This window comes from Streptococcus sp. 10824 (assembly GCF_013276595.1).
GTDB lineage: Bacteria > Bacillota > Bacilli > Lactobacillales > Streptococcaceae > Streptococcus > Streptococcus pseudopneumoniae.
The window spans coordinates 1-12810 of the sequence record NZ_VMLH01000070.1 but is presented as its reverse complement, the minus strand read 5'-3'; the positions used below and the strand labels follow the sequence as shown (position 1 = coordinate 12810).

Below are 12810 nucleotides of genomic sequence, written 5' to 3'. Positions count from 1 at the left end.
AGGTTGCAGATAAGACTGATGAAGTCAGTATCATATACATACGGCAAGGCGAAGCTAATGCGGTTTGAAGAGATTTTTGAAGAGTATAAAATTGAATTGCTTATAAAAAAGCTCCATACACTGGATGTGTATAGAGCAATGGGGCTTTATTTAATATAGAGTTCTTGATTTTTCAAGACAATTTCACGTACGCTCACAAATTTCTTGAGTTTTTTAAGTTCTTCTGGATGAGTGACGAGAGTGATAACATAACCTTCCTTGCCCATGCGACCTGTACGGCCAGCGCGGTGAGTGTAGGTTTCAATATCTCTAGGAATATCAAAGTTTACGACACATTCTAGGCTATCGATATCAATTCCTCGAGCCAAAAGGTCTGTTGCTAGAAGCAGGGTTAGTTGCTTGTCTTTAAACTTTTCTAAGATGACTTTTCTAAATTTGACATTAACATCACTAGCGAGGGAAACAGCTAATATATCCCGATACTGTAGTTTTTCCTCTGCACTTCCAAGGTCTGATAGGCTGTTAAAGAAGACCAGACCGCGGAAATCCTCCACATGAGCTAGTTTTCGTAGCATATCCACTCGGTGACGTTGGTCTACCTGCATATAGAAATGTTGGATGTTATCTAGTTTTTGGTCAGAGAGATCAATGGTACGTGTGTTTGGCGCAATCTTTTCTTGGTCAAACTTAGTCGTCGCACTCATATAGACGAGTTGGTGGTCACGCGGTGCGTAGTGAGTGATTTTCTCAACAAAGTGAATCTGAGAATCATCTAGCAATTGGTCGAATTCATCCAGGATGATGGTTTCCACATTCATCATCTTGATTTTTTTCAATTTAATGAGTTCAAAGATACGTCCAGGAGTTCCAATCAGAATTTCTGGTCCTTTTTTTAGGCGTTCAATCTGGCGTTTCTGGCTCGAACCTGATAAGAAGAGTTGGGAAGTCAAGCCGATAGTCTCAGCCCACGTTTTACATACATCAAAAATCTGTCCAGCAAGCTCTGTATTTGGTGCTAGAATCAAGAGTTGCTGCGCTTTTTTCTTTTGTAGTCTGAGAAGACTTGGTAGGAGGTAAGCTAGGGTCTTACCGGTTCCTGTTGGACTTACTCCTAGAAGATTTTCTCCTGCAAGAATGGGCTCAAATAGTTGAGTTTGAATGGGGGTAAATTCTTGGAAACCGAGTTGGTCACTTAGTTCTTGCCATTCAGTAGGTAGTTTGCTTTTCATTTTTCTGCCTCAAATCTAATGCCAGCAGTCTGGCGCATGGTATATAGTAGCTCATGAACAGAGCCAGCATCATCCAGCCAAGTCTGGTAGAGTGCCTGGTCTGGTTGCTGAATCATGTGTGCAAATGCAGTGACTTCCTCAGTCATCGTATGAGGAGCCTGTTGAATAGGGAGCTGGACTTGATTGCCTTGGTGGTCGGTAAAAATAGCTGAGCGAATATGCTCAATCGTGTTGAGGGTCAAGGTTCCATTTGTTGTGTAAATTTCGCAAGGAAGATTGGAAGTGATGTTTTTCCCAGCCTTGATATGAACTTGAAAGTCAGGGTAGAAGAGGATACCGTCTCCATTTAGGTCTATGCTATTGTCAAGCTGTTGAGCCATGTAGGTTGCGTCCTCAGCTTTTCCAAAGAGACGAACGGCAGCGTAGAGAGGATAAATCCCCAAATCCATAAGTGCTCCACCAGCAAAACGCTCTGAAAAGACATTGGGCGTATGCCCAGCCAACAAGTTAGGCATTTTGGAAGAATATTTGGCATAGTTGAAATCTGCCCCCAAAATTTGTTTGTCTGCTAAAAAGTTTTTGATGATAGTGAAAGCTTTTTCATGGTAATTACGAGCTGCTTCAAAGATAAAACAGTGATTTTTTTCAGCTGTTTGAACCAAATCCGGCCAGTCTTGTGGCTGAGTGACAGCTGGCTTTTCAAGAATGACATGTTTACCTGCAGACAAGGCAGCCTTTGCCTGAGCAAAATGCAAGGAGTTTGGACTGGCAATATAGACTACATCGAAGGAGCTCTTGAAGAAGTCTTCTAATTGATCAAATAGTTGGATATCCTGATAGCGAGAAGCAAAGGTTGCTGCGGTTTCAAGTTTCCTAGAATAGACTGCGACCAGCTGGTATTTCCCACTAGCATGGGCTGCTTCTATGAAGTGGTGGCTGATATCGCCAGTGCCAATGATACCTAATTTAAGCATAAATACTCCTTTTCTGATTTTAAATCCTTCTTTTATTATAACATAGATAGACGGGACTATCGAACAGAGGGGAAAAATTTCAAATAAGCGATTAGCTTTCTTCTGAAGAAAAGCTTTCTTTTACGAATAAATAGATAGAAGCATCAAATCTAGCAAATTAGATTAAAAAATGTGCTATAATAGAAGGAGGAGAAGGATGATTCTAAGACATCCGGGCATTAGCCCGACCAACGACTTGGTTGCTAAGAAAATTTTTAGCAATCCAGAAATCACTTGTCAATTTATTCGCGATATGCTGGACTTGCCAGCAAAAAATGTGACGATTTTGGAGGGAAGTAACATTCACGTCTTGCCTTCCCTGCCCTACTCGGCGCAGGATTTCTATACCAGTATAGACGTCTTGGCGGAGTTGGATAATGGCACTCAAGTAATCATTGAAATCCAAGTCCATCATCAGAATTTTTTCATCAATCGTTTATGGGCTTACCTGTGCAGTCAGGTCAATCAAAATCTCGAAAAAATTCGCCAACGTGAAGGTGATACCCACCAAAGTTACAAACACATTGCCCCAGTTTATGCTATTGCAATTGTGGATAGCAATTACTTCTCAGATGATTTGGCTTTTCATAGCTTTAGCATGCGCGAGGACACGACAGGTGAGGTCTTAACCATCACAAATAACGGTCAGGAAAACCATCTGGTTAAGATGGCTTTCTTGGAACTAAAAAAATACAGAGAAACCAGCAAAGACAAGGTTCGTAAACCATGGTTAGAGTTTTTCGGGAATAAACCCTTTACCCAGCAGCCCGAGCGAGCCATCAGCCAAGCAGATCAACTGCTGGACTACAAGAGTTGGTCCGAGGAGGATAAGAAAATGTTTAGTGAACAACGCAGGCGAGAAGAACAAGCCATGTTAGCACAGGACTATGCCTTAGAAACTGCTAGGGCGGAAGGGATTGAACAAGGACTGGAGCGCGGTCTTGAACGTGGGCGAGCTGAGGGCATTGAACAGGGAATTGAACGTGGACGAGCTGAAGGCATCGAACAGGGATTAAAAGTAAGTTTAGCAAATCTAGTTCGTCAAGGTCTTCTAACACCTGAGGTTGCGAGTGAGCAATTAGGCATGACTGTGGCTGAGTTTGAAGAACTATTGAAAGAGCATCATAAATAAGACCTAAAAAATACAGAGAAACCAGCAAAGACGAGGTTCGCAAGCCGTGGTTGGAGTTTTTTGGCAACAAGCCCTTTACCGAGCGAGTCATCAGCCAAGTAGACCAACTGCTGGATTAAAAATTAGGAAATATCGTGTAGAAAATAGTAACAGATTTTATCTCTTTGTGGGATGAAGTCTGTTTTTTTGTATGATGGGCAGGTCCTACATCTGAGTGGCAAGTTCTCCGTAGGTATCCGCTATTGGTTAATGCATAGCATATCTGAATGAAATAAGAACTAAACAAATCAGTCAGGAAAGTCAAAGTAATTTCTATTATAGTAGATTGAAACTAGAATAGTGCGCCTCTACTTCTAAAACATTGTTAGAAATCGATTTGACTGTCCTGATCGAATCGTCCTATTCTTATTTCATTTTACAATATAAAAGAAATAAATACGGCTGACTATCCTGATTTTTATAATCAAGCGATTACTGAAATAAGAAATGGGATAAAATAGATAGAGATGTTACATAAGAAATTGTAAGAGGTCTGTTCCCTCTTGATAAAATGACTCTCGCACCCAAAATAGCATCATATTCGGTGCAAAGGAGGTGCGATAGATGAACGATAAGCAGGAAATAGTAAACAGGATAGAAAATTTTGAATCGAATCAAGTTTTTATAGCAAATGATTTCTTTGAAATTGTAGGATATGAAACTGTTCGTAGTACATTAAATCGTCTTGTAAAAGACAAAAAGGTTACTCGCATTTTGAAAGGTAGTTATTATAAACCAAAATATATAGAACTGATTGGAGAGTATGCAATGGCCTCTGTGGATGAAGTTGCTGATGCTATTGCTAGAAAATATAATTGGACCATTGCTCCATCGGGAAACACAGCCCTTAATTTACTTGGTCTATCTACGCAGGTACCAGCAAAATGGATCTATATATCAGATGGAAGATATGCCAGTTTTAATGTTGGTAAGGCAAGAATAGAATTTAAGCATAGAAATAATGGAGATATTTCAAATATGTCAACCTTAACTGCAATGGTGATACAATCTGTCAAGGCAATGGGGAAAGAGAACATTACTTCTCAGCAGATTGACTACTTACGGAAAAAATTATCTGAAGAAGAAAAGTCAACATTACTAGCTGAAGGTAAAACTACAAGTGTCTGGGTATATAGTATTATCAAGAAAATATCAGAGGTATAGGGATGTTTGAGGATAAATCGACTGGGAAAAATAAATCAATTTCTCAGAATGTTTTTAGAAGTGACGGTGTCTATTCTAGCTTCAATCTACTAGAAATTCCATAGATAGAAAACTAGATGGTTCCTATAGATAGGGCTGATCTAGTTGATGTGAGATGCTTTGGCTTGCTAGAGGAATTGTGGATTGCCAAACTGTATCATTGAAATTATTGCTTAAATTTGTTATGATATAAATATGAATAAAAGTAGACTGGGACGTGGCAGACACGGGAAAAAGAGACATATATTATTGGCTTTGATTGGTATTTTAGCAATTTCTATTTGCCTATTAGGCGGATTTATTGTTTTTAAAATGTATCAGCAAAAAAGCTTTGAGCAAAAGATTGAATCGCTCAAAAAAGAGAAAGACGATCAATTGAGTGAGGGAAATCAGAAGGAGCATTTTCGTAAGGGACAAACCGAAGTGATTACCTATTATCCTCTCCAAGGGGAGCAAGTGATTTCGTCTGTTAAGGAGCTGATAAATCAAGATATTAAGGACAAGCTAGAAAGTAAGGACAATCTTGTTTTCTACTATACAGAGCAAGAAGAGTCAGGTTTAAAGGGAGTCGTCAATCGTAATGCGACGAAACAAATCTATGATTTAGTTGATTTTAAGGTTGAAGAGACTGAAAAGACCAGCCTAGGAAAGGTTCACTTAACAGAAGATGGGCAACCTTTTACACTTGACCAACTGTTTTCAGATGCTAGTAAGGCCAAGGAACAGCTGATAAAAGAATTGACTTCCTTCTTACAGGATAAGAAATTGGAGCAAGACCAGAGTGATCAGATTGTTAAAGGTTTCTCCGACCAAGACTTATCTGCATGGAATTTTGATTATAAGGATAGTCAGATTATCCTTTATCCGAGTCCTGCGGTTGAAAATTTAGAAGAGATAGCCTTACCAGTATCTACTTTCTTTGATGTTATCCAATCTTCGTACTTACTCGAAAAAGATGCGGCCTTGTACCAGTCTTATTTTGATAAGAAACATCAAAAAGTTGTCGCTCTAACCTTTGATGATGGTCCAAATCCAGCAACGACTCCGCAGGTATTAGAGACTCTAGCTAAATATGGTGTTAAAGCCACTTTCTTTGTGCTTGGGAAAAATGTTTCTGGGAATGAGGACTTGGTGAAAAGGATAAAATCTGAAGGTCATGTTGTTGGAAACCATAGTTGGAGCCATCCGATTCTCTCGCAACTCTCTCTTGATGAAGCTAAAAAACAAATTACTGATACTGAGGATGCGCTAACTAAGGCGCTGGGTTCTAGTTCAAAACTCATGCGTCCGCCTTATGGAGCCATTACAGACGACATTCGCAATAGCCTCGATTTGAGCTTTATCATGTGGGATGTGGATAGTCTGGACTGGAAGAGTAAAAATGAAGCATCTATTTTGACAGAAATTCAGTATCAAGTAGCTAACGGCTCTATCGTTCTGATGCATGATATTCACAGTCCGACAGTCAATGCCTTGCCAAGGGTCATTGAGTATTTGAAAAATCAGGGTTATACCTTTGTGACCATACCAGAGATGCTCAATACTCGCCTAAAACCTCATGAACTGTATTATAGCCGTGATGAATAAGCAAGAAAAAATAGGTTCTGTCAGATATGTGATAGACTTATTTTTTACAAAAGATAGTACTAATTAGCAAAAAAATTATGCTATAAATGATAAATAAAATAGAAGGAGAAGCATATGAATACCTATCAATTAAATAATGGAGTAGAAATTCCAGTTCTAGGATTTGGAACTTTTAAGGCTAAGGATGGAGAAGAAGCCTATCGTGCAGTGTTAGAAGCCTTGAAGGCTGGTTATCGTCATATTGATACGGCGGCGATTTATCAGAATGAAGAAAGTGTTGGTCAAGCAATCAAAGATAGCGGAGTTCCACGAGAGGAATTGTTCGTAACTACCAAGCTGTGGAATAGCCAACAAACCTATGAGCAAGCTCGTCAGGCTTTTGCAGAGTCTTTAGCGAAGTTGGGCTTGGATTATTTGGATCTGTATTTGATTCATTGGCCAAATCCAAAACCGCTTAGAGAAAATGACGCATGGAAAATCCGAAATGCTGAGGTCTGGAGAGCGATGGAAGACCTCTATCAAGAAGGCAAGATCCGTGCTATCGGCGTTAGCAATTTTCTTCCCCATCATTTGGATGCCTTGTTTGAAACAGCAAAAATTCTTCCAGCGATCAATCAAGTTCGCTTGGCGCCAGGTGTGTATCAAGAGGAAGTCGTAGATTACTGTCGAGAAAAAGGAATTTTATTGGAAGCTTGGGGGCCTTTTGGACAAGGAGAACTGTTTGATAGCAAGCAAGTCCAAGAAATAGCAGCAAATCACGGAAAATCGGTTGCTCAGATAGCCTTGGCCTGGAGCTTGGCAGAAGGATTTTTACCACTTCCAAAATCTGTCACAACCTCTCGTATTCAAGCTAATCTTGATTGTTTTGGAATTGAACTGAGTCATGAGGAGAGAGAAATCTTAAAAACGACTGCTGTTCAGTCGGGGGCTCCACGAGTTGATGATGTGGATTTCTAGAAAATCATAAAAAGAATTGTACATTATTCTAATTTTTGATATAATAGTCAGCAGGAAAGAAAGTCTTATGGCGTTCTTCAAGCGAGCTTGGGACAGTGGGAGCCAAGTAGGGCAAAATAATGAGCTGGCGCTTTCTGTAGTATTTTCAAAAACAATGAAGTAATAAATTAGGGTGGAACCGCGTTTCTGACGCCCCTAGGTTAAATCAACCTAGGATTGTCAGATGTGGTTCTTTTGCTTATTCAGTCTATTGTGTGAAAGAAAGGAGAGCCGTGGACAACCTTTATCTTGTAAAAGACGATAGTCAACTAGCTACATTTCGTGATTTTGTAGTAAGAAATACTGAAAAGTTGAAAGATTATCAATCTTTTTTAAAGAATGAACTTGCAGTCTGTGATTTACCGCAAGCCGTTATTTGGTCAGATTTTAATGCTGCTACACAGATTATTAGGGAAAGCGCTGTTCCAGCCTATACAAATAATAGACGAATGGTTATGGCGCCTGATTTAGCTGTTTGGAAAGAGTTGTATTTGTATCAATTGATGGACTACGAGTGTTCTGAGCAAACTCAAGCAATAGAAAGTCACTATCATTCTTTATCTGAAAATTTCCTCTTACAGATTGTAGGACATGAGTTAGCTCATTGGTCGGAGCATTTTTTAGATGATTTTGATGGTTATGACTCTTATATCTGGTTCGAAGAGGGGATGGTTGAATATATTAGTCGCAAGTATTTCTTTACAGAAGAGGAATTTCAAGCGGAAAAAATTTGTAATCAGTCTCTTGTAGAACTTTTTCAGAAGAAGTATGGTTGGCACTCATTGAATGATTTTGGTTCTTCGACTTATGATAAGAACTATGCAAGTATTTTTTACGAATACTGGCGTAGTTTTTTGACAATAGATAAGTTGGTAGAAAATCTAGGTAGTGTACAAGCGGTCTTCGATTCTTATCATTTATGGGCAAATACAGATAAAACTCTCCCCTTGTTAGATTGGTTTGTTCAGCAGAAATTAATTGAGAAAGAAATATAAAAACTAAAGGAGTAAATAATGTCTAAAAAATTAACATTTTACTGCGTCAGTGGCAGAAACCTCCTTACAGTCGGGCTGCTCCACGCTCAGCACTAGAGTGCCTGAGCTAGACGCAGTACTAACTCGTCTTGCCTCGTATGATCGACGAGGCAGACTCATGTCGCAAGTAATTTATATAAAAAGGAGTAAATAATGTCTAAAAAATTGACTTTCCACTGCGTCAATGGCAGAAACCTCCTTACAGTCGGACTGCCCCACGCTCAGCACTAGAGTGCCTGAGCTAGACGCAGTACTAACTCGTCTTGCCTCGTATAATCGACGAGGCAGACTCGTGTCGCAAGAAATCATTTTTTATTAAGGAGTATTCAATGTCTAAGAAATTAACATTTCACTGCGTCAGTGGCAGAAACCTCCTTACAGTCGGACTGCCCCACGCTCAGCACTAGAATGCCTGAGCTAGACGCAGTACTAACTCGTCTTGCCTCGTATGATCGACGAGGCAGACTCGTGTCGCAAGTAATTTATATAAAAAGGAGTAAATAATGTCTAAAAAATTGACTTTCCAGGAAATCATCCTTACTTTGCAACAATTTTGGAATGACCAAGGTTGTATGCTCATGCAGGCTTATGATAATGAAAAAGGTGCGGGAACGATGAGTCCTTACACTTTCCTTCGAGCTATCGGACCTGAGCCATGGAATGCAGCGTATGTAGAGCCATCACGTCGTCCTGCTGACGGTCGTTACGGGGAAAACCCTAACCGTCTTTACCAACACCACCAATTCCAGGTTGTCATGAAGCCATCTCCATCAAACATCCAAGAACTGTACCTTGAGTCTTTGGAAAAATTGGGAATCAATCCTTTGGAACACGATATTCGTTTCGTTGAGGACAATTGGGAAAATCCATCGACTGGATCAGCTGGTCTTGGTTGGGAAGTTTGGCTTGATGGGATGGAAATCACTCAGTTTACTTATTTCCAACAAGTCGGTGGATTGGCAACTGGCCCTGTGACAGCGGAAGTCACCTATGGTTTGGAGCGTTTGGCTTCTTACATTCAAGAAGTTGACTCTGTCTATGATATCGAATGGGCTGATGGTGTAAAATACGGAGAAATCTTTATTCAGCCTGAGTATGAGCACTCAAAATACTCATTTGAAATTTCAGATCAAGAAATGTTGCTTGAAAACTTTGATAAGTTTGAAAAAGAAGCTGGTCGCGCCTTGGAAGAAGGATTGGTGCACCCTGCCTATGACTATGTTCTCAAATGTTCACACACCTTTAACCTGCTTGATGCGCGTGGTGCCGTATCTGTAACTGAACGCGCAGGCTATATCGCACGTATCCGTAACTTGGCCCGTGTCGTAGCCAAAACCTTTGTCGCAGAACGTAAACGCCTAGGCTACCCACTTTTGGATGAAGCAACACGAGCTAAACTCCTAGCAGAAGACGCAGAATAGTGAGTAATACTGTGCTCTAAAATCGTTAGAGGCAAGTCGAAGACTTGCTAGAGGGATATGCACCGCCGTACTGTTATGTGGGGATTTTTGAAACCTTAGGTTCAAAAATCAGTCAGCTAAATCCACTTTGATGAGACTGTTGGAAATCTTGATCAATTTAGCATTAGATTTCCATACAGACTCACAAAGTTAGTTAGCGACATCCCCAGTACCTAAGGTGCATATCAAAAAAGATTGAAGAAAATGTAAAGGAAAAAACATGACAAAAAACTTATTAGTAGAACTCGGTCTTGAAGAATTACCAGCCTATGTTGTCACACCAAGTGAAAAACAACTAGGCGAAAAAATGGCAGCCTTCCTCAAGGAAAACCGCCTGTCTTTTGAAGCTATTCAGACTTTCTCAACACCACGTCGTTTGGCTGTTCGTGTGACTGGTCTTGCAGACAAACAGTCTGATTTGACAGAAGATTTCAAGGGTCCAGCAAAGAAAATTGCCTTGGATAGTGATGGAAATTTCACCAAAGCAGCTCAAGGATTTGTCCGTGGAAAAGGATTGACTGTTGAAGATATCGAATTCCGTGAAATCAAGGGTGAAGAATATGTCTATGTCACTAAGGAGGAAGTTGGTCAAGCAGTTGAAGCCATTGTTCCTGGTGTTGTAGATGTCTTGAAGTCATTGACTTTCCCTGTCAGCATGCACTGGGCTGGAAATAGCTTTGAATACATTCGTCCTGTTCACACTTTAACAGTTCTTTTAGATGAAGAAGAGTTTGATTTGGATTTCCTTGATACTAGGGGAGAGCGTGTGAGCCGTGGCCATCGTTTCTTGGGACAAGAAACCAAGATTCAGTCAGCCTTGAGCTATGAAGAAGACCTTCGTCGTCAGTTTGTAATTGCAGATCCACGTGAACGTGAGCAAATGATTGTTGACCAAATCAAGGCAATCGAAGCTGAGCATGGTGTAGGTATCGAGATTGACGCTGATTTGCTGAATGAAGTCTTGAACTTGGTTGAATATCCAACTGCCTTTATGGGAAGTTTTGATGCTAAATATCTTGAAGTTCCAGAAGAAGTTTTGGTGACTTCAATGAAGGAACACCAACGTTACTTTGTTGTCCGTGATCAAGATGGTAAACTCTTGCCAAACTTCATTTCTGTTCGTAACGGAAACGCAGAACATTTGGAAAATGTCATCAAAGGAAATGAAAAAGTCTTGGTAGCCCGCTTGGAAGACGGAGAATTCTTCTGGCGTGAAGACCAAAAATTGGTGATTTCTGACCTTGTTGAAAAATTAAACAATGTCACTTTCCACGAGAAGATTGGTTCCCTTCGTGAACACATGATTCGTACGGGTCAAATCGCTGTACTTTTGGCAGAAAAAGCAGGTTTATCAGCGGATGAAACAGTTGACCTAGCTCGTGCAGCAGCCATTTACAAGTTTGACTTGTTGACAGGTATGGTGGGTGAATTTGACGAGCTCCAAGGAATTATGGGGGAGAAATATGCCCTTCTTGCTGGTGAAACTCCAGCAGTGGCAGCTGCTATTCGGGAACACTACATGCCTACATCTGCTGACGGCGATCTTCCAGTGAGCAAGGTCGGTGCAGTACTTGCTATTGCAGACAAATTAGATACGATTTTGAGTTTCTTCTCAGTAGGCTTGATCCCATCAGGTTCTAATGACCCTTATGCCCTTCGTCGTGCGACCCAAGGTGTGGTTCGTATCTTGGATGCCTTTGGTTGGTACATTGCTATGGATGAGCTGATTGATAGCCTTTATGCTTTGAAATTTGACAGCTTGACTTATGAAAATAAGTCAGAAGTGATGGACTTTATCAAGGCTCGTGTTGATAAGATGATGGGTTCTACTCCAAAAGATATTAAGGAAGCAGTACTTGCAGGATCAAACTTTGTTGTGGCGGATATGTTGGAAGCAGCAAGTGCTCTCGTAGAAGCAAGCAAGGAAGAAGACTTCAAACCATCCGTTGAATCACTCTCTCGTGCCTTTAACTTGACTGAGAAGGCAGAAGGAGTAGCCACAGTTGATTCAGCTCTCTTTGAGAATGAAGAAGAGAAAACCTTGGCAGAAGCAGTAGAATCACTCGTTTTGTCAGGGACTGCCAGTCAGCAATTGAAACAGCTCTTTGCTCTTAGCCCAGTCATTGATGCATTCTTTGAGAATACCATGGTTATGGCTGAAAATGAAGCAGTCCGTCAAAATCGTTTGGCAATCTTGTCTCAATTAACCAAGAAAGCAGCTAAACTTGCACGTTTTAACCAAATCAATACCAAATAAAATCTGTTAAACGGATTAAATCTTATCATAAAGGAGAGAAACATGGATCCTAAAAAAATTGATCGTATCAATGAGCTTGCCAAAAAGAAAAAAGCAGAAGGCTTGACATCAGAAGAAAAAGTGGAACAAGCTAAACTACGTGAGGAGTACATTGAAGGTTATCGTCGCTCTGTTCGTCACCACATTGAGGGAATCAAAATTGTGGACGAAGAAGGTAATGATGTTACACCAGAAAAACTACGTCAGGTACAACGTGAAAAAGGATTACATGGTCGTAGTCTTGATGATCCAAATTCATAATATGTATTCTTTCTTTTTTAAAACTAAATGACTATAACATGAGATTTCCTTTCTCTTTTTACATAATACAATTTTAAAACTCCATTGAAACAGTTGTCTCTATAGAGTAGGAATTCCTGAAGAACAGCTTAGGTGACCTTCTTTATCGATGAGGATGGCTTCGATGCCCTCAAAACTTTCGACTTGCCAGAGGATAGAAGCATGTCTTTCTCCAAAGAGTCGAGTCGTTCAGATTTCGCCATCGACTGATTTATCAGAGATGATTGTTAGACTCGCTAGTTCCGTTTCAACAGGATATCCTGTTTGATTAGACTTCCTGCGAAACAATATATGGTAGAATAGTTCTATGAATTATGAAGCAAGTAAACAACTAACTGATGCACAATTTAAGCGCCTTGTTGGTGTTCAGCGTACCACTTTTGAAGAGATGTTAGCTGTATTAAAAAGAGCTTATCAAGGTAAACACGCAAAAGGTGGACGAAAACCTAAATTAAGCCTAGAAGACCTTCTTATGGCCACTCTTCAATATGTGCGAGAATACCGCACTTATGAACAAATTG

General features: G+C 40.2%; 10 protein-coding genes and 3 pseudogenes. 10 read left to right on the top strand and 3 right to left on the bottom strand.

Going from position 1 to position 12810, the window contains the following annotated elements:
• Positions 1–146: 146 nt before the first annotated feature.
• Positions 147–1229: a DEAD/DEAH box helicase gene (locus tag HT701_RS06685; protein WP_100104282.1), complete on the bottom strand. Its 1083-nt coding sequence runs from the start codon at positions 1227–1229 to the stop codon at positions 147–149.
• Entirely contained in the window at positions 1226–2203 is a 978-nt protein-coding gene (locus tag HT701_RS06680) for a Gfo/Idh/MocA family oxidoreductase (protein WP_172931343.1), read from the bottom strand. Before HT701_RS06680 ends, HT701_RS06685 begins: the two co-directional genes overlap by 4 nt.
• A 196-nt stretch (positions 2204–2399) precedes the next feature.
• On the opposite strand from HT701_RS06680, the gene HT701_RS06675 reads away from it, so the two are divergent.
• From HT701_RS06675 to HT701_RS06640, 9 genes and pseudogenes are all read left to right on the top strand, one after another.
• Entirely contained in the window at positions 2400–3374 is a 975-nt protein-coding gene (locus HT701_RS06675; RefSeq protein WP_172931342.1) for an Rpn family recombination-promoting nuclease/putative transposase, read from the top strand.
• A 5-nt stretch (positions 3375–3379) separates the two neighbouring features.
• Positions 3380–3490, top strand: a pseudogene (locus tag HT701_RS11475) (flagellar assembly protein H domain protein); the annotation flags it as partial.
• Positions 3491–3977: 487 nt separating this feature from the next.
• Positions 3978–4577 carry a DUF6088 family protein gene (locus HT701_RS06670; RefSeq protein ID WP_172931341.1) on the top strand — a complete coding sequence of 200 codons (600 nt, stop codon included), beginning with the start codon at positions 3978–3980 and terminating at the stop codon, positions 4575–4577.
• Between the two features lie 234 nt (positions 4578–4811).
• Positions 4812–6203, top strand: a complete 1392-nt coding sequence (gene pgdA, locus HT701_RS06665) for a peptidoglycan-N-acetylglucosamine deacetylase PgdA (RefSeq protein ID WP_172931340.1) — start codon at positions 4812–4814, stop codon at positions 6201–6203.
• Positions 6204–6317: 114 nt separating this feature from the next.
• Positions 6318–7160 carry an aldo/keto reductase gene (locus HT701_RS06660; protein ID WP_172931339.1) on the top strand — a complete coding sequence of 281 codons (843 nt, stop codon included), beginning with the start codon at positions 6318–6320 and terminating at the stop codon, positions 7158–7160.
• A gap of 272 nt (positions 7161–7432) precedes the next feature.
• Positions 7433–8194, top strand: a complete 762-nt coding sequence (locus HT701_RS06655) for an elongation factor Tu (RefSeq protein WP_138705252.1) — start codon at positions 7433–7435, stop codon at positions 8192–8194.
• 542 nt (positions 8195–8736) lie between these two features.
• Positions 8737–9654, top strand: a complete 918-nt coding sequence (gene glyQ, locus HT701_RS06650) for a glycine--tRNA ligase subunit alpha (RefSeq protein ID WP_000038733.1) — start codon at positions 8737–8739, stop codon at positions 9652–9654.
• Positions 9655–9913: 259 nt separating this feature from the next.
• Positions 9914–11950: a glycine--tRNA ligase subunit beta gene (gene glyS, locus HT701_RS06645; RefSeq protein WP_119919361.1), complete on the top strand. Its 2037-nt coding sequence runs from the start codon at positions 9914–9916 to the stop codon at positions 11948–11950.
• 42 nt (positions 11951–11992) lie between these two features.
• Complete coding sequence (locus HT701_RS06640; protein WP_000371298.1) at positions 11993–12250, top strand: DUF896 family protein; 258 nt, start codon at positions 11993–11995, stop codon at positions 12248–12250.
• A 99-nt stretch (positions 12251–12349) separates the two neighbouring features.
• Here the strand turns inward: HT701_RS06640 and HT701_RS06635 are convergent.
• Positions 12350–12559 (bottom strand): annotated as a pseudogene (locus tag HT701_RS06635) (FAD:protein FMN transferase); the annotation flags it as partial.
• Between the two features lie 37 nt (positions 12560–12596).
• Between HT701_RS06635 and HT701_RS06630 the strand changes: the two are divergent.
• A pseudogene (locus HT701_RS06630) lies at positions 12597–12810 on the top strand (IS5/IS1182 family transposase); the annotation flags it as partial.